We start from the raw sequence: 17,994 nt of genomic DNA, 5'->3' as shown, positions 1-17,994 counted from the left end.
TAGAGGGTGTGGTTGATGTTTTATGCGTTTTTTATGGTTATAAATGCAATTATGCTTTGTGTTTGCTTTTTGACTATATCACTGGGAATAGGCTTTTAATCAAGCGATTTATTATCACGTAGCAAATAAAAACGCCTCCAGATGGAGGCGTTAGGGGAAATGACAAGAAGACGTGTATTTATGCTTTTTGGCTTTCCGGTTGGGTATTCATCATGCGGTTTAGCCATGGCACCATCGCGGCCATAATGATGGCAATAACAAAGGTGGCGATGCCGATTTTGCTGAATACGCCGGTATAAATTGGCAGGGTTTGCAGCGGATCGCTAATACCTTCAGGTACGGCGGTAAAGGTTGCCACATAGCCACCAAGCAGGAAGGCGGCGGCCTGAGTCAGGAACCACATCCCAAGAATGAAGCCCATCAAATATTGAGGTACCAGCGCAGCCACCATTGCTAAACCTAAGGCGCTGATCATCAGCTCACCCAGACTTTGGAACAGATAAACCAGCACAATAAACCACGGAGACGTCAGCCCCTGCGCATCGGCAAACCAGAGTCCAGCCGCTGCGGCAGTTAGGAAGCCCAGCGAGCACAGGAACATACCCAGCGTAAATTTAGCAGGCATAGTCAGGTCTTTGCCTTTAGCGCCGAAACGCGTATAGAGTGAGGCCAAAATCGGGCTGGCAACGACCACCCAGAATGGGTTTAGTGCCTGGAAGCTGACTGGGTTAATTGCGATACCAAGGATTTCATGGTGTACGTTGTTAATCGCAAAGAAGTTCAGCGAGGTAGGCATCTGGGCATACAGAATATAAAACAGCACGGCTTCAATCATTAAAACGAAAGCCACGTACATGCGGTTGCGGTCGCTTTTGTTCTGCTTAAACGCTTCACGGAAGAAGAAGAAAATCACGATGATCGACAGCACGATCAGCACGATATTGGCGACTTTGACGTTATGCATCAGCCATGCACAAACGTACACCATAACCACGGTGCCGATGAGCACCAGCAACAGGTTTTTGAAGTTCATTGGTTTGGCATCAGGCTCAGAACCGATGTCACGCACCATGCCACGGCAGCAGAAATAAACCAGCAAGGCCACGACTAAACCAATGCCGCATAAGTTATAGGTTACGGCGTAGCCATATTTGTCGGCAATAATCGGAGCCAGTGACAATGACAGCAGCGAGCCGATATTGATAGACATATAAAACAGGGTAAATGCGCCGTCTAAACGGGGATCTTTTGGCGGATAGCATTTTGATAGCAGGCTGGCCGGGTTGGCTTTAAATAGGCCGTTACCAACCGCGATAGTCCCTAGAGCGATAAAGATCATATCGGGATTATGCAGTGACAGACCGGTCATGAAGTAGCCGAGCGCCAAGACAATTGCGCCGAGTACCATGGTTCGTTTGGTGCCAAGCAGGTGGTCGCCGACGTAGCCGCCGATGGAGATCAGTCCATAAACCAAAGCAGCAAATGCGCCGAAGGTGATGAAGGCCTGTTCCTGTGAGAAGCCTAGCTGTTTAACGAAGAAAACAGCCAGAATGCCTTGCACGCCGTAATAACCAAAGCGTTCCCATAGCTCAACAAAGAAAATCATGAAAAACGGTTTAGGTTGCTGCAATAAACCGACTGGGGCGGGCTTATTCATATTAGTTCGCCTTCGAATATTGATTAATTAAGTGTAGGCATGCGCGGAGCCTGCTGCCGAAGATACATCCCTGATGAAATAGAATTCCGTTTTTATATGTTCTGATGCCGTGTTAATGCCAATTTTTGGTGATGATGTAGATTATTGTATGGACTGATTGCGATCCTAGTGGTTGATCACACTATTTAAAAGATGATTCGTGGTTTTTTTGTAGAGAATTCAATGACCCGACTCTAGGTTTCTCGCGGGATAAGAGGTGAAGTTGGCAAAACAACCCCACCCTAACCCTCCCCTTGGCAGGGGAGGGAACTGTGCTGTGATGCTTGTAAGAATCTCGTTCGGCCCCTCCCCCTGTGAAGGGGGGAGGCTGGGAGGGGGGTTGGTAGGGTAAAAACAAAAACGCCCGCAGAGCGGGCGTTGAAAGCTTAATTGAGCAGAAGAGCGAAAACGTTAGTCTTCGTCTTCGTCACGCAGTGGAACAATCAGCATGTCGATGTGTACGGTGTTGATTAACTGGCGCGCAGAAGACATCAGCTTGCTCCAGAAATCCTGATGATGTCCGCACAGAACCAAGTCCATATCATATTTCTTAATGGCATCAACCAGTACCTGACCCAAATCGCCGCTGCCGCTCAGGGTTTCGGTAATTGGGTAGCCTGCGTTTTGAGAAAGCTCGGTCAAGGCGTGGTGAGTTTCGTCAGAAATACGTTTCTGCATGTCGCCCAGATTCACGTCAATTAGGCCGGTGTACAGGTCAGAATAGTTAACATCCACGTGAATCAGAGAAACTTTAGCGTCATAAGGGCGCGCCATAGATACTGCTTTCTCAACCAAGATGTTACTTTCTGGGGAAAGGTCTACAGCAACCAGAATGTGTTTATAAGCCATAAGTTTACTCCTTCCATAAAGCCGGTTAACGGGGTAGCAGGCATTAGGTGTCGCTACCTGGCTTTTCTTGCATGCCTGCATGTTAGCATCGTTTATACCCATCATATTTCAAGCGACATTTTTGTTGGCTATGCCCACTCAATGCAACTCGAATTATTCCGGGTGTTGATCACGAGGGTGTCGTTTTGCTCACACTCGTCACTCAAATCCTTAACATATTGCTTCTATCTAATGTTTTACTCTTTTGAGCCTAAGCTGAACATGCTTTCGTCACAAAAGACGCGGTTTTACACGTTAAAACTGCGTAAACGGCGAAAAAATCGTCTTATTAGGTCCTCAGAACCATACGTTTCAGCTTGTGGCTAAAAATAGTAGACCCGTTTTTTATAAGGATAGCGTGGCTGTAAAGCAAGAGTTGATTATCTTGTGAGGAAAGATTTTCACCTTTTTTTGCTTTTGTTATCTGGTTTATCTCTATTGGGGCGATTTCTTATAGGGATTAATCGCGAGGTAAAATCATTCGCCAGCGTATTCTGCGCTTTAACGCTTAGTCCGCTAAATTAATTTTGTGATCCCCATACCGTTTCTCCGTTCCTTTCCTAAACTGATTAATGGGCACTGTTGCGGAGTGTGACGCGTAATTTTGCCGACGTTGATAATAACCATCGTGGTTTAGCCTGATGACGCCTGTCAGGCTAAGGTTGTCTGGCGAGAAAATAGAAAGGCACCGTTATCTCATCGCTGATGTTTAGCTAGAGAAGATGCCGGGAGGAGATCATGATTAATACTGTCGCGCTTTTTTGGGCGCTGTTTTTTGTGTGCGTGATTAACATGCTGCGCTATTACTCCTCGTTGCGTGTGTTGCTGGTGGTATTGCGTGGTTGCGATCCGCTGCTTTATCAATATGTTGATGGCGGTGGTTTCTTTACTTCGCACGGGCAGCCGAGCAAACAGGTGCGTTTGGTGCGTTATATTCAAGCTCAGCGCTATCTCGATCACCATGACGATGAGTTTATTCGCCGCTGCGAACGGCTACGCCGGCAGTTTATTTTAACCAGTGGGCTATGTGGTCTGGTGGTGGTTAGCCTGTGCGCCATGGCCGTTTGGTATTAGCCGGTGAGGGAAGCATTGGCGCAACGGGATGTTGCCGAAAGGTAAAAGTGAAAAATAATGATTGCAGGCACGATGCACATTGATTAGTTTGAAAAGGTATTCAATTTTAGGAAATCCTAACGTGCAAGCAGTTAACCTCCAACTCAGCCTCCTTCTCCTTATCATCTAGGTGGCCTGCACGCATTCAAATTTCACAAGGCCGCCGGAAGGGCGGCCTTGTTGTTTCTAGCACCCTCCGGCAGCATTTATTCAACACCGGAGCATCAACATGAAGTTCAGCATTTTTACCTCCCCTTGGAGGTTCGCATGAGTCAGCAGTGGTCATCTCGAATTGGGCATATTTTGGCTGCCGCAGGCTCTGCGATTGGCATTGGTGCTATTTGGAAATTCCCTTATGTGTCTGCCACCAACGGCGGCGGCGCATTTCTGATCGTGTTTTTGGTGTTCAGTTTTACGCTGGGTCTGGCCGTATTCATGGCGGAGACGCTGCTGGGCAGCCATACCCGCGAGGGCGTGGTTAAGGCATTTAAACAGCTAGCAGGGCGTCATTGGGGCTGGGTTGGCGTATTGGGCGTAACGTGCTCATGGTGCATCTTCAGTTTCTACAGCGTGGTTGGCGGTTGGACGGTGGGATATACGTTCATGGCGGCGGCGGGCAAGCTGAATATTACCGACTCAAGCCAGCTGAACTCACTGTTTACCGATTTTATTAGCAATCCGTTTTTGCCGGTTATTACCCATCTGCTGTTTGCGGCGCTGACCTGCTATGTGGTGTTAGGCGGAGTGCAGCGCGGCGTTGAGAAAGCGGTTAAGATCATGATGCCGTTGCTATTCTTAATCATGCTGGTGTTGATTGTGGTGGGTATGACGCTGCCGGGATCGAGCGCTGGGCTGAAGTTGTTCTTGTATCCTGATTTTAGCCATATGAGCGGAAAAAGCGTTTTGGATGCGCTGGGGCTGGCGTTCTTCTCGCTGTCGATTGGCTTGGGCATTCATGTGACCTACGGGGCTTATTTGCCGGATAGCAAAGGCATTGCGCGCTCAAGCGTTTGGGTTGTCACGCTGTCGTGTCTGGTTTGCGTGCTGGCGGGCTTGATGATTTTCCCAGCGTTAAGTTCGGCGGGTCTGGACCCTGCCGCTGGTCCCGGATTGACGTTTATGACCATGCCCGTGTTCTTCGCGCATTTGCCGGGTGGTGCCGTATTGGCCGTCGCGTTCTTCTTGCTGTTGCTGGTGGCTGCGCTGTCTTCGTCGATTTCTCTGCTGGAAAATATCGTTGCCTTTACTCAGGGGCGCTGGGGCTGGTCGCGCCGCAACGCGAGCCTGATTATCACCGCGAGTATTATGCTGGCGGGTATTCCTGTGACCTTATCATTTGGCGAATTAAGTGGCTTTACGCTGGGTGGCAAAACGCTGTTTGATGTGCTGGATTTCTTAACGTCGAATCTGATGATGCCGCTGTTCGGTATTATTATCTGCTTGGTATTTGGCTGGTCGCCGCGTGCCGCAACGCTGATGCCAGCGGATATTTCGCCTTTCTGGCGTGCCAGTCTGCGTATCACTTGGCGCTACATTGGCCCGCTGTTTATCGGTGTGATTTTGGTGCGAGGGCTGATGTAAGGCAAAAAAAAAGCCCGTTCAATGAACGGGCTTTAGACTGTGGTAATACATTAGATCACGAAGGTCAGCGCCAGCCAGTACAAACCACCAGAAAGCACAATCGCGACTGGAAGGGTAAGAACCCATGCCAGCAGAATGCTTTTGATCGTTTTACTCTGTACACCGCCGCCGTCCACAATCATGGTACCTGCAACCGCAGAAGAGAGTACCTGAGTGGTGGAAACCGGCATACCTGTGTAGCTTGCCACGCCGATAGAGATGGCGGCAGTCATCTGCGCAGAAACGCCTTGCGCATAGGTCATGCCTTTCTTACCAATCTTCTCACCGATGGTGGTCGCTACGCGACGCCAGCCAACCATGGTACCCAGAGACAGCGCCAGAGCGACTGCAACGATAATCCACATCGGTGCGTACTCAACGGTCTCCAGCAGGTCTTTGCGCAGGTCGTTCAGGAAGCGCTTATCCTGAGCATCGGTCTCTGGCAGTTTGGCAACTTTACCCGCTGTGTCAGCAACACACATCAGCAAACGACGCATCTGATTACGTTGATCAACGGTCAGCTCATCGTAGCGTTGCAGGTTGTTCAGCAGGGCTTTGCTGTGGTCGATAGCAATCAGTGCGCGTGAAGAATCACAATGGAAATCATTGTTGCCGGTGCTTGGTGCAACGGGCTGGTGTTCTTCAATGCCAACGATATGCGGCAGTGCTTCCTGATGCTTCTGATAATACTGTTCCAGATGCGTGATGGCATCGCGGGTACGAGTGATGTCATAGCCAGTGGCGTCCATGTTAACCACAAAGCCGGCCGGAGCCACACCAATCAATACCAGCATCAGCAGACCAATGCCTTTCTGACCATCGTTAGCGCCGTGAGAGAAACTCACGCCGATAGCAGACAGGATCAGGGCAATACGTGTCCAGAACGGTGGCTTACGTTTGCCATCAATCTTTTCACGTTCAGCAGGCGTCATATGCATGCGGCGACGTTTTTTCGTGCCACTCCAGTAACGACGCAGTACAAATACCATCAGGCCGGCCAAAACCAGACCGATGAGTGGCGAGAGAATCAACGATAGGAAGATTTCCAGCATCTTCGGAATGTTGAGTGCATCCACCACAGAAGTGTTGGTCATCAGTGCGTTTGTCAGTGCAATACCGATAATCGCGCCGATTAGCGTGTGAGAACTGGATGCCGGCAGACCAAAATACCAGGTGCCGAGGTTCCAGATAATCGCAGCTAGAAGCAGAGAGAACATCATTGCCAGACCGTGAGTCGAGCCCACGTTCAACAGCAAATCTGTTGGGAGGAGGTGCACAATTGCGTAGGCGACGCTGAGGCCACCCAACATCACACCTAAGAAGTTGAAAACACCCGCCATAACGACCGCGATCTGCGAGCGTAGTGCACGAGTATAGATAACTGTTGCGACTGCGTTTGCTGTGTCGTGGAAACCATTGATGGCTTCATAAAACAAAACAAACATCAGTGCGAGGACTAACATAAGGCCAGTGTGAAAATCCAGCCCTGCAAATAGATGTAGCATAAGCGTTACGCCAGTTAGTGGTCATGAACGCGGCGCATTATCTGCGAGAACGCGTGCTGGGGAAAAGCAAAATATGACGTTTTTTTGATTTGTTTACATTGGTTATCAATACATATCTCGGATTAGTCCTATCATTTCAGTATGTTGAGTGAATATCTTAAGATTAATTTTTTCTGACACTGGCGGTGAAGAATTACCCCGTTTACAATCCCCCGCCGCTGGTCTGGGATTATTTCGTCATTTATTACCAGATTAGCTCATATTGGAAAAATCGGTATTTACGTTCGCGGTTGCGTTCAAAACCGCAAAATAAGAGGTTATGTGTGGAAAATTTTGATGTAGTGATCGTTGGCGCTGGTGCCGCTGGCCTGTTTTGTGCTGCTCAGGCAGGGCAACTTGGTTTGCGCGTGCTGGTTGTTGATAACGGCAAAAAAGCAGGACGCAAAATCCTGATGTCGGGTGGCGGTCGCTGCAACTTTACTAACATGTATACCGAACCTGCGGCCTATTTGTCGCAGAATCCACACTTCTGCAAATCAGCGTTGGCGCGTTATACCCAATGGGACTTTATCGAGCTGGTGAGTCGCTACCAAATTGCCTACCATGAGAAAACCTTGGGCCAGCTTTTTTGTGACGACTCCGCCGAGCAGATCGTGGATATGCTGCTAAAAGAGTGTGAGCTGGGGCAGGTAGTTATTCGCTTGCGCAGTGAAATCTTAAACGTTGAGCGGATGGAGAACGGCGAGTTTTCTCTACAGCTAAACGGCGAGCAGGTTAACTGCCGCTCGCTCGTGATTGCCAGCGGCGGTCTTTCTATGCCGGGCCTTGGCGCGACGCCTTTCGGTTACAAAATTGCCGAGCAGTTTGGCCTTAATGTATTGCCAACGCGTGCGGCGTTGGTGCCGTTTACGCTGCATAAACCGCTGTTAGATCATCTGCAAACACTGTCGGGCGTGGCTGTTCCTTCGGTCGTGACCGCAGAATCAGGCACTAGCTTCCGCGAAAGTATTCTCTTTACCCACCGTGGTTTGTCCGGTCCGGCAATTCTACAGCTTTCCAGCTATTGGCAGGCCGGTGAAAAAGTGACGATTAACCTGCTGCCGGATTGCGATCTGTCTGCTTTTCTCGATGCAGAACGCGCTGAACATCCGAATCAGAGCCTGAAAAATACGCTGGCAAAACAGCTTCCTAAACGTTTAGTTGAGTGCTTACAAACTTTAGGGCAAATCCCTGATGTCACGCTAAAACAGTTAAACGCTGCGCAGCAGATGCAGGTGGTGGAAACATTACAAACTTGGCAGGTGATCCCAAACGGCACTGAGGGGTATCGTACCGCAGAGGTGACGCTAGGCGGCGTTGACACCGATGAGCTGTCGTCGAAAACCATGCAGGCGCACAAAGCTCCAGGGCTGTTCTTTATTGGTGAAGTGGTAGACGTAACCGGCTGGCTGGGAGGATATAACTTCCAGTGGGCGTGGAGCTCGGCTTGGGCCTGTGCGCAGGCGCTCGTAGCACGATAACATCTCGCTTCCGCCCCAACCGGGGCGGATAGCGTTGAGTGTTACCCTTTCAGCCACGCTTGCCCTTCGGCTTTCATTTCTGTTTCTAGCACGCTGCCTTTGCTGGCAAATTCACGCGATAGTGGGAAACCGCTCTTTTCCAACAGGTATGCCAGTGGCGCATAGGCGATAGGGAATTTTTCTGCCGTGGCTTTATCGATTTCAACGATGCCCTGTGGGAAGTTGAACGAGCCAAAATCATAGATAGACTGGCGGTGGGTGATTTTCCACACGCCGTCACGTTTTTCCACCCAGTCGTAAAAACGGTTATGAACGCTGGCACCGAGTTTCATTTGCGCATTTTCAATCACGATCATGGCGTTGGTTTCAGCGATAGCTTTGTCTCCGTTAAACTGGATCATCGGTGAGCCAATAAGATGTTTGGTGACTAGCGGTGAACTTTCCATACGTTGAGAGCCTTTCACGAACTCGGTAAATAAGCCTTCAAACCATGTCACCTCGATGGTTCCGTCTGGGTGAAACAGCTCTAGCATTTTGTCCCACTCTGCCAGATCTCTGTGCATCCAACCCGTCATTAAATCGGCAATGATTAAACGGTCTTCCCAAGAATTTGTCATGTGATGTCTCTAAGTAGGATGAGCAGCATGTCGCTGATTGTGTTGTTGGCGCACGAATGGCACTAGAAATCAGTATAGGCTGCTGATGTTTAAATTAATTATGCGAGAAGTGCCGCAGAGATTATTCCACGCCGCTGGGGATACATTTTTTGTTTGCGAAGCAGGGTAAATAACGGCGTTTAGCGGTTAGCCACTTCATTCAATTCGCTCTACATTGCGCTCAAATTTTCATCGCAAAACGCTTGCCATGATATCAAAATTTGATATCGTTATCGCGTGAGCGACACGGATGAGGTGCAAGGATGTCGACTCATAAGCTCAGTGCCAGACACCAACGAACGCTATACGTCATTTTCACTAACCCGCCGATACGAACGCTAGAGTGGCGGAAGATTGAAAACTTGTTAATCGCCCTCGGTGCCGTGGTTTCTGAAGGTCAAGGCTCGCGCGTTAAATTTGAAATTGGTGGTGTTGTTGTATTGCTCCACCGTCCGCATCCTAGGAAGGAGGCGAAGATCTATCAAATAACAGAATTGAGAGCCTTTCTTGAAGTGGTGGGAGTGATTCCATGAATGAAATGACTTACAAAGGATATACCGCACGTATCGAATATAGCCATGAAGACAACTGCTTAGTTGGCCGTTTGGCTGGTATTCGCGACTTAATTAGCTTTCATGCCGACAACGTGGCTGATTTGCGTAAAGAGTTTGAGATTTCTGTGGATGATTATCTGGAATATTGCGCCTCACGAGGGCGTGAGCCACAGCGTCCCGCGAGCGGCAAAATTAGTCTGCGTGTACCGCCGGATGTGCATTCACAGATCAATGTGGCGGCAGAGGTTGCGGGTAAAAGTGTGAATCAGTGGATCAGCGATACCTTAGTTAAAGCCTGTTCTTAACATAAAAAAGAAAAAGCCGCGGCATGATGACCGCGGCTTTGAGGTTTAATCAGAATTTGAGATTAGAACCACTGTCCGAAACGGCGAATATAGAAACGTTTCATTAGCTGAGTGACAACGCAATAGCTGAACAGCGTACCCACTAACCATGGGAAGTACTGCCATGGCAGCGGCTCTAAGCCCACCCACGCACCGAGCGGTGAGAATGGAATATATATGCCAAGTGCCATGATGATGCCCGTAGTGAGCATGACCGGCAGCGCCGCCGTGCTTTGAATGAACGGGATCTTCTGTGTACGCAACATATGCACAACCAATGTTTGCGACAGCAAGCCTTCAATAAACCAGCCAGACTGGAACAGTGCCTGATGTTCAATGCTGTTGGCGGCAAAGACAAACCACATAATGGCGTAGGTCGTAATATCAAAAATGGATGATGTCGGCCCAATCCACAGCATGAAACGTCCAATGTTTTTGGCATCCCATTTACGCGGTTTGCGCAGGAACTCTTTGTCCATTTTGTCCCATGGCAGGGTCAGCTGTGAGATGTCATACATCAAGTTTTGCAGCAGCAGCTGAATGGCGAGCATCGGCAAGAACGGAATAAATGCGCTTGCGACCAACACGGAGAACACGTTGCCAAAGTTAGAACTGGCGGTCATGTTCAGGTACTTGATGATGTTCCCGAAGGTTTCGCGGCCGGTAATGACGCCTTCTTCCAGCACCATCAGATCTTTTTCCAACAGAATTATATCAGCGGACTCTTTGGCGATATCGGTGCCGGTATCTACGGAGATACCAACGTCGGCATCGCGCAGCGCTGGGGCATCATTGATACCATCGCCCAAGAAACCGACGGTATGATCGTTGCTTTGCAGCGCTTTCAGTACGCGTGATTTTTGCAGCGGCGTTAGCTTAGCAAACACGGTGCGTTGCTCGGCCAGCAAGGCAAGGTGCTCGTCGCTCATGCTTTCGATCTCGCTACCCAGCAGAGGCTCGCCCGGTTCTAAACCCACATCACGGCAGATTTTGCTGGTGATAATTGGGTTATCGCCAGTCAATACTTTAACCATCACGCCGTTTTCACGCAGCGCGGTGATTGCCTCAGCCGCAGACTCTTTTGGTGGATCGAGGAACGTCAGTAACCCGCAGATCACCAAATCGCGTTCATCGCTGTTGCTCAGTGGGAAAACACAGCCATCGATACCTAAATCACGGGTACCCACCATCAGCACGCGGAAGCCTTGCTCATTATAGTGAGTGGCTAATTTCAGCAGCTCGGCACGCGCGTTGTCGTCGAGTGGCAAAATGTTGCCGTCATCGCTGATATGCGTAGCAATGGCCAGCATCTCTTCGACGGCGCCTTTACAAATCAGCGTATGGCGACGTTGTTCATCGCTCACCACAATCGACAGGCGACGGCGAATAAAGTCGAAAGGCAGTTCGTCGATTTTACTAAACCGAGCCATGGCCTCAACTTCAGGACGGGCACGCCCGAAGCGGATCACCGCTTTATCCATCAGGTTTTTCATGCCGCTCTGGTGGTAGCTGTTTAGCCACGCCAGCTGTAGCACTTCTTTGTTCTCGTGCCCATTGATGTCGATGTGATGCTCAAGAATGATGCGGTCTTGCGTTAGCGTACCGGTTTTATCCGTACACAGAACGTCCATGGCACCAAAGTTTTGGATGGCATTCAAACGCTTAACTACAACTTTACGACGGGACATGGTAATTGCCCCTTTCGCCAAGTTAGAGCTCACGATCATTGGCAGCATTTCTGGGGTTAAACCCACGGCAACCGCCAAAGCAAACAGTGCGGCATCTGCCCAATCGCCTTTGGTGAAGCCGTTGATTAACAGAACAACGGGCACCATGACCAACATAAAGCGGATCAGTAGCCAACTTACGCTGTTAACACCACGGTCAAACGACGTTTGCGTGCGCGTGCCAACAATGGATTTAGCCAGAGAACCAAAATAGGTTTTGCCACCGGTCGCAACCACAACGGCTTTCGCGGTGCCGCTGGCTACGTTGGTTCCCATCAGACAAATGTTGGACAGCTCTAATAGCTCGCTTTCGCTATTATTGCCGCTGCATGATTTTTGGCTAACGCTGGCGGTAACATCATATTTTTCAATTGGAATCGCCTCACCGGTCAGAACGGCTTGGCTGATAAACAGATCGCGCGATTCAATCAATTTAACGTCGGCAGGAACCATATCGCCTGCAGAAAGCAGAATAATATCGCCAGGCACCAGCTCTTGCAGAGGGATCTCTTTGCACTCGCTTTTGGCCGCAGGATGTGCCCGACGCAGCACCGTTGCGGTGGTTCTCACCATTGATTTCAGGGCATCAGCGGCTTTGTTGGTGCGAAACTCCTGCCAGAAACGCAGCAGTCCGCTTAATGACACCATGATCAAAATAATGATGACGCCGATGAGATCGGTTTCTTCACCGCGTTGTAGCGGTAGCCAGTAGTCGGTGAAGAAACTGATCGCAGCCAGCACCATTAGAACAAAAATGAAGGGGTTGTTAAACGCGCTGATCAACTGCACCAAAGCAGGTGGCACTTTTTCGTGGGCCACCTGATTTGGGCCAGTTTCCAGCAGGCGTTCGCGTGCGTCTTCTTCCTCAAGTCCACTGAGGTTTGAAGAGAGATTTGATAGGGTTGCATCCAAGCTGACCGCAGATTCTTCTGCAATCAGATAGGTCACTTTTTTCTTGTCTTTGCGGCTGCGTTTTTCAGCGGCCTGATCGATTATCTGGGTCATAACACAGTACTCATCACTGTTTTTTGCGTGCAGAAATCCGCCCCAAAATGAGGAGTTTTCTTTCGCTAAATTACTTAATTAGCCAATGGCTAAGAGTATGCGTTGCAGACTAGGGGCGGAGTTCGCTCACGTCAGCCCGTGCAACGCGGATAACGTTGCTTCTGGGGTGCTCGTCCATATTGATTCCTTACGCCTCGCGGCGAGAGTGTTTGCTGTGTGTCCAAAGTGGACGTATATCGAAATACCGGCGTGAGAAAGCCTTCCTGCGCAGGTTGATTTGGTGCAATCAACAGCAACAAGAAAAGCTGACGCGAGAAAGTAGGCGACGTTAAACGTTACCGACAACTCACATCGATAGGTTTCTCCCCGGAGGGAATAGGGCGCGAGTATAAATTTGCATGATAACTGTCCGCATCAAATCCATCAGCCTATTGGCTGATAACGTCTTTTATGGGTACGCAACAGTTCTGGTATGAGAAATGATGCTGCCCGCCGAGTCTGGCAAGCAAAGCATCTGGGGAGATAGTCAGCTTGCCAGTGATATGTCACTGCTATGTAAGTTACTACTCTGACTTTCCAAGGAAGGATCTCCGCTGATTAACTGCGCAAACTATAAGTGTGGTTATTGGTTATGTAAAGGTTGATTTAATAAACCAATAGTCAACGTAAGTGATTTATTGCGTCTGGATGTAACTTGGCTGCAAAAACACGGTTTATCCTATTTTTGCAAAAATTGATCATGACGCATCTATGTATTTTTGTAAAAAACCATGTTTTTAGATATGACCCCAAAAATGTACACCCTGCACAAAAATGGGGCGATTTTGGGCAGGCCAATAAGTTCAGATTCATGATAAACATGCTAATTATATGTAAACCATGGTGTTTTTTTACCTTGCATTCACAAATGTTATCGATTTGGCACCTGAAATAGATCTGACTTTCGAATGAGGTAACATTTATTTAACACCTCATTCACTTTGTGGGTATAGGAATCTTCTGAGCAGTCTGTTAATCTTTTTCTTACTTTCTATCTGGTCATGTTTATAAGGATGAGCTAAATCGAATTAAAAAATAAATAACAAATCTCTTGGTTAATTACGCATATTCCTCTCGGATAAGAGGAACGCTTCCTGCTATGTGAACGCATAGAAAAGTGGTGTTAGCCGATATATAAGGTGAAGGATCATGAATACATTTTTGTTTGTTTTGAAATGCACTTTTAATTCGACGTTTTTGTTTTCCTTAGATAACTAAAAACTTGCTTTAGGTCTCTACTCCAGAGTGATCGCGCTTCACTCTGCAGTAAACACCAAATGGCCCGTTTTTATTCTAGCGACTAAAAAAACAGGGATATTTAAATTAATAAAATCGTTAAAACAAATAACGATAGTCATCTGTATAAATTAAAGGATAGAACCTAATGAATAAATCTATTTTATCAATCGCATTAATGGCGGGCTGTTTTGTTTCTGCATCGGCAATGGCAATCAGTGCGAATACCATCACTTTCCAAGGTGAAGTTACCGCTCAGACTTGCTCTGTTTCTATTAACGGAAATGATGCGAGCCCAATTGTTTTACTGCCAACCGTAGCTGCTACTGATTTGGCTACATCTGGTGACACTGCTGGCCAAACGATATTTACTCTGGGCGTAACAGGCTGCACCAAAAATGATGCGGCAGACACCAATATTAAAACCGTTTTCGTTGGTAATAACGTTACCAATAGCGGCAATTTAGGTAATACCGGTGGTGCTGGAAACGTCGAATTACAAATCCTGAAAAGCACGCAAGACACGGCGGGTATTAATTTAACCAGCCCACAAAGCGTTGATGGTCTGGTACTGAAACAAGGTGCTACCGAAGCAACGCATGACTTCGCTGTTCAGTATTACGCAACTGCAGCAGCAACAGCGGGCACCGTAGCAGGTTCATTACAGTACGCAATTTCTTACCAGTAAGCCATACAGACCGGGATACCGGTCTGTAAATTTTTAGGAACAACAATATGTTATCTGTCAGGGATGTTTTTACTGGATGTGTTTTGGCGCTCTGCCTGATTGCTTCGGCGCAGGCAAGCGTGGTGATGACAGGAAACCGTGTGGTTTATCCTGCACAAAACAAAGAGGTAAATATCCAACTGACTAATCACGATGATTTTCCTAATGTGATTCAGGTATGGATGGACAGCGGTAATGAAGACTCAACGCCTGAAACAGGCCAAGCGCCATTCATTATTACACCGCCATTTTTTAAAATGGCGGCTAAAGCAGGTCAAACAGTACGGCTAATGTTTACTGGGGAACAATTACCTCAGGATCGTGAGTCTGTCTATTACCTTAATTTTTTACAAATTCCACCAAGAGAAGCAAAAAGCAGCAGTAATCAAATGTTGATAATGCTGCGTAACAGAGTGAAGGTTTTTTATCGCCCGACTGGAATAACGACATCACCTGCAGAGATTGCTCAAAACGTAAAACCAAAAATAGTTCAGCGTGGAAACTCTTACTTGCTGGAATTAGAAAATATGAGTGGCTATTACCTGTCTATTTCAGGGGCCAGCATTTTGTCAGAAAATAAAGTGATTCAACTCGGCAATAAAATGATCGCCCCGTTTAGTACTGAAGCATGGCCGGTGCCAAGCAGAACAAAAAATCCTGAGTTAACGATTAATTATATTAACGATCAGGGAGCGAAAATAACGCACCGTTACCAACTATGATGGATTCCTCATTCATCTCATGGAATGAGAGGGTATTTAGATGAATAATCGTAAATTAGCTTCGTGGATTACCTGTGCATTATTCCCGATGAGCGTTTATTCGTGGGCGACAGATAATAGCCAATATACCTTTGATGAGTCATTGTTTTTAGGTGGTGGATTTGCTAAGGGACTAAAGCGTTTTAATACGGATAATAATACCGCTGCGGGAAAATATTCAGTCGATATTTATCTGAATGGCCGTTTTATGCAGCGAGACAGCGTTGACTTTGTTAACAACTCAGCTCAAGAAAAGAGCGAACCTTGCCTTAGCCGCGATTTTTATTTGGAATCAGGTGTTAACGAAAGTTCGCTGCCGCCCGTCGATAAAGCCGCCGATCCACAACAAAAAGCGGTATGTCAGGCGCCTGAACAGCTGCTAAAGGGAGCCAGTTGGGCTTTTGACCAGCCTCGGCTGCGTTTGGATCTCTATATTCCTCAGGCTTTGCTAGCGCGCTCACCGCGTGACGCAGTTCCCGTGGAAAGTTGGGATGCTGGTGAATCGTTAATGTTCCTCAACTACAGCACTAACTATTATCAAAGTCACTATCGCTCAGGCTCTGGTGGAACCAGTCAGTATGGTTTTCTTGGCTTGAAGTCGGGTATCAACCTAGGTTTATGGCAGCTACGCCAGCAATCATCGGCAACGTATAGCCAGTCGCCGAGCCAATCCCATTATCAGTGGCAATCGCTGCAAACTTACCTGCAAAGGCCGATTGCGGCATTGAACAGCAACTTGATGATTGGCCAAAGCTATAGCGGTGGCTCGTTGTTTGGCAGCATGGCATTTAACGGCGTCAAGCTGGAAACCGACCAGCGTATGTGGCCACAGTCGCGGCGCGGCTATGCGCCTGAGATCCGGGGAACAGCGCAGACCAACGCGCGCGTAGTGGTGAGCCAAAATGGCCGTACTATCTACGAAACCAATGTCCCTCAGGGGCCTTTTGTTATTGATGATTTGAGCAGCACCCACTATGAGGGTGACTTGAAGGTTGAAGTTATCGAAGCGAATGGGCGTAGCTCAACGTTTACCGTGCCATTCTCTGCGGTACCTGATTCGATGCGTCCTGGCGTTGGTCGCTATAACGCTCTCATCGGTAAAGCGCGTGATTACGGCGGTACGCAGAATCTGTTTGGTGATTTCACCTATGAGCGCGGGGTTTCCAATAGCCTTACCGGCAACCTCGGCTTGCGTGTTGCAGATGACTATCAGGCTATTTTGGCCGGTGGCGTATGGAGCCATTGGTTAGGCGCATTTGGCGTGAACACCACATGGTCGCATGCCAAAATTGATGATGAACAAAGCCAGTCAGGGTGGCGAGTGCAGGCTTCATATAGCCGAACATTTGATTACACCGGCACTAACGTTGCGCTGGCGGGTTATCGCTATTCCACGGAAGGCTATCGCGAGCTGAGTGATGTATTAGGCGAGCGAGCAAGTAAAAAACATGACTCAAACAATGTGTTTAAGTCAGATACCTTGAATCAGCGTAATCAGTTTACCGCGATGATCAACCAGACGCTGGGTGATTACGGCAGCTTGTATTTGTCGGGATCGGTGATGGATTACTACGATAATCAATCGCGTAATACGCAGCTTCAACTGGGTTATTCCAACAGTTGGAAAAGCATTAGCTACAACTTGGCGATCAGCCGTCAGCAGTCGGTATACCGTAACCAGATGGATATTGGTGGTGATGATGATTCTGAGCGCAGGTATTCCTCTTCCTACGTGGGCAATACTGAGAACCTGATTACATTAACGTTCTCAATCCCGCTTTCGTTTGGCGGACGTGAAAACTACGTTTCGACGTCGCTCAGCCATGCTGATAGCTCCGGTAACTCAGCGCAAACATCCCTTTCTGGCATGTTAGATGAGCAAGGAACGCTGAATTATTCTGTATATGCCGGATATCAGCAAAACCGCGAAAACCAAGCGGGTAGCACTAATAACTGGGGCGCGAATCTGCAAAAGAACTCTGCGTTCGGTACGCTTAACGGCAGTTATTCCGCCTCGAGCGAATACACCCAATGGGGTGTCGGGGGACGCGGCGCTGCCGTGATCCATCGAGGTGGCGTTACGGTTGGACCTTATCTGAGCGAGACGTTTGGTTTGGTTGAAGCCAAAGGCGCTAAAGGCGCATTGGTGAAAAATGGGCAGGGCGCGCGAATAGACGGCAATGGCTACGCCATTATTCCATCGCTGACGCCTTATCGTTACAACACGATCAGCCTTGATCCTAAAGGGATCAACAAGCATACCGAACTTAAGAGCACGCAAAGCCGCGTGATCCCTTATGCGGGTGCTGCCGTGAAGGCCTCTTTCGATACGCTGAGTGGTTATGGCGTGTTAATCAAAGCCAAAATCAATGGCACGGATGCTCTGCCAATGGGCGCAAACGTGGTGGATGACCAAAATCACGTAGTAGGGATGTCTGGTCAAGCGAGCCTGATTTATGCTCGCGTGCGTGAGCGTCAAGGCACGTTAACCGTGCGTTGGGGCGAGAGTGCAGAAGAGATGTGTCGCGTGAGCTACGTCTTACCAGAGTCGTCTGAAGAGCAGGAGTTGGTTTCTGTTTCTGGGCAATGTGTACATTAAGGGG

Annotated in this window: 13 protein-coding genes; 8 read left to right on the top strand and 5 right to left on the bottom strand. The window is 48.4% G+C overall.

Going from position 1 to position 17,994, the window contains the following annotated elements:
- Positions 1–178 precede the first annotated feature (178 nt).
- Positions 179–1,657, bottom strand: coding sequence for a dipeptide/tripeptide permease DtpB (dtpB, locus tag RSC70_RS04910; protein ID WP_063586198.1), 1,479 nt, complete (start codon positions 1,655–1,657; stop codon positions 179–181).
- 450 nt (positions 1,658–2,107) lie between these two features.
- Positions 2,108–2,545, bottom strand: coding sequence for a universal stress protein UspA (gene uspA, locus RSC70_RS04905; protein ID WP_008815546.1), 438 nt, complete (start codon positions 2,543–2,545; stop codon positions 2,108–2,110).
- 777 nt (positions 2,546–3,322) lie between these two features.
- Here uspA and uspB point away from each other — a divergent pair.
- On the top strand, positions 3,323–3,658 hold the full coding sequence (gene uspB / locus RSC70_RS04900) for a universal stress protein UspB (protein WP_040044451.1): 336 nt from the start codon (positions 3,323–3,325) through the stop codon (positions 3,656–3,658).
- 306 nt (positions 3,659–3,964) lie between these two features.
- Entirely contained in the window at positions 3,965–5,278 is a 1,314-nt protein-coding gene (locus RSC70_RS04895; protein WP_063586200.1) for a sodium-dependent transporter, read from the top strand.
- A gap of 50 nt (positions 5,279–5,328) precedes the next feature.
- Here the strand turns inward: RSC70_RS04895 and pitA are convergent, their stop codons facing one another.
- Complete coding sequence (gene pitA / locus RSC70_RS04890) at positions 5,329–6,822, bottom strand: inorganic phosphate transporter PitA (RefSeq protein ID WP_040044453.1); 1,494 nt, start codon at positions 6,820–6,822, stop codon at positions 5,329–5,331.
- 323 nt (positions 6,823–7,145) lie between these two features.
- Here pitA and RSC70_RS04885 point away from each other — a divergent pair, with 323 nt between their 5' ends.
- Positions 7,146–8,342 carry an NAD(P)/FAD-dependent oxidoreductase gene (locus RSC70_RS04885; protein ID WP_282807576.1) on the top strand — a complete coding sequence of 399 codons (1,197 nt, stop codon included), beginning with the start codon at positions 7,146–7,148 and terminating at the stop codon, positions 8,340–8,342.
- Between the two features lie 41 nt (positions 8,343–8,383).
- On the opposite strand, the gene RSC70_RS04880 is transcribed toward RSC70_RS04885, so the two are convergent.
- Complete coding sequence (locus RSC70_RS04880) at positions 8,384–8,959, bottom strand: nuclear transport factor 2 family protein (RefSeq protein WP_282807577.1); 576 nt, start codon at positions 8,957–8,959, stop codon at positions 8,384–8,386.
- A gap of 302 nt (positions 8,960–9,261) precedes the next feature.
- On the opposite strand from RSC70_RS04880, the gene RSC70_RS04875 reads away from it, so the two are divergent.
- The gene (locus RSC70_RS04875; protein WP_046360051.1) at positions 9,262–9,531 is read left to right on the top strand and encodes a type II toxin-antitoxin system HicA family toxin; all 270 of its coding nucleotides are present in this window, start codon (positions 9,262–9,264) and stop codon (positions 9,529–9,531) included.
- Positions 9,528–9,857, top strand: a complete 330-nt coding sequence (locus RSC70_RS04870) for a type II toxin-antitoxin system HicB family antitoxin (RefSeq protein WP_332541867.1) — start codon at positions 9,528–9,530, stop codon at positions 9,855–9,857. Before RSC70_RS04875 ends, RSC70_RS04870 begins: the two co-directional genes overlap by 4 nt.
- Before the next feature lie 62 nt (positions 9,858–9,919).
- Here RSC70_RS04870 and mgtA read toward each other — a convergent pair whose 3' ends face one another.
- Positions 9,920–12,628: a magnesium-translocating P-type ATPase gene (mgtA, locus tag RSC70_RS04865; protein ID WP_332541865.1), complete on the bottom strand. Its 2,709-nt coding sequence runs from the start codon at positions 12,626–12,628 to the stop codon at positions 9,920–9,922.
- 1,423 nt (positions 12,629–14,051) lie between these two features.
- On the opposite strand from mgtA, the gene RSC70_RS04860 reads away from it, so the two are divergent.
- The 3 genes from RSC70_RS04860 to RSC70_RS04850 are packed head-to-tail and all read left to right on the top strand — an operon-like array spanning position 14,052 to position 17,990.
- Positions 14,052–14,591, top strand: coding sequence for a fimbrial protein (locus RSC70_RS04860; protein WP_130997932.1), 540 nt, complete (start codon positions 14,052–14,054; stop codon positions 14,589–14,591).
- A gap of 47 nt (positions 14,592–14,638) precedes the next feature.
- Positions 14,639–15,352: a fimbrial biogenesis chaperone gene (locus RSC70_RS04855; protein ID WP_282807578.1), complete on the top strand. Its 714-nt coding sequence runs from the start codon at positions 14,639–14,641 to the stop codon at positions 15,350–15,352.
- Between the two features lie 40 nt (positions 15,353–15,392).
- Positions 15,393–17,990, top strand: a complete 2,598-nt coding sequence (locus tag RSC70_RS04850) for a fimbria/pilus outer membrane usher protein (RefSeq protein ID WP_332541864.1) — start codon at positions 15,393–15,395, stop codon at positions 17,988–17,990.
- Positions 17,991–17,994: the final 4 nt, after the last annotated feature.

This window comes from Hafnia sp. (assembly GCF_036648275.1).
GTDB lineage: Bacteria > Pseudomonadota > Gammaproteobacteria > Enterobacterales > Enterobacteriaceae > Hafnia > Hafnia alvei.
The sequence above is the reverse complement of the archived record's forward strand: the minus strand, read 5'-3'. Positions and strand labels throughout refer to the sequence as shown.

Bases quoted from the DNA above. Each gene is read 5' to 3' on its own strand.
- dtpB (WP_063586198.1), bottom strand. From the start codon at position 1,657: ATGAATAAGCCCGCCCCAGTCGGTTTATTGCAGCAACCTAAACCGTTT.
- uspA (WP_008815546.1), bottom strand. From the start codon at position 2,545: ATGGCTTATAAACACATTCTGGTTGCTGTAGACCTTTCCCCAGAAAGT.
- uspB (WP_040044451.1), top strand. From the start codon at position 3,323: ATGATTAATACTGTCGCGCTTTTTTGGGCGCTGTTTTTTGTGTGCGTG.
- RSC70_RS04895 (WP_063586200.1), top strand. From the start codon at position 3,965: ATGAGTCAGCAGTGGTCATCTCGAATTGGGCATATTTTGGCTGCCGCA.
- pitA (WP_040044453.1), bottom strand. From the start codon at position 6,822: ATGCTACATCTATTTGCAGGGCTGGATTTTCACACTGGCCTTATGTTA.
- RSC70_RS04880 (WP_282807577.1), bottom strand. From the start codon at position 8,959: ATGACAAATTCTTGGGAAGACCGTTTAATCATTGCCGATTTAATGACG.
- RSC70_RS04875 (WP_046360051.1), top strand. From the start codon at position 9,262: ATGTCGACTCATAAGCTCAGTGCCAGACACCAACGAACGCTATACGTC.
- RSC70_RS04870 (WP_332541867.1), top strand. From the start codon at position 9,528: ATGAATGAAATGACTTACAAAGGATATACCGCACGTATCGAATATAGC.
- mgtA (WP_332541865.1), bottom strand. From the start codon at position 12,628: ATGACCCAGATAATCGATCAGGCCGCTGAAAAACGCAGCCGCAAAGAC.
- RSC70_RS04860 (WP_130997932.1), top strand. From the start codon at position 14,052: ATGAATAAATCTATTTTATCAATCGCATTAATGGCGGGCTGTTTTGTT.
- RSC70_RS04855 (WP_282807578.1), top strand. From the start codon at position 14,639: ATGTTATCTGTCAGGGATGTTTTTACTGGATGTGTTTTGGCGCTCTGC.
- RSC70_RS04850 (WP_332541864.1), top strand. From the start codon at position 15,393: ATGAATAATCGTAAATTAGCTTCGTGGATTACCTGTGCATTATTCCCG.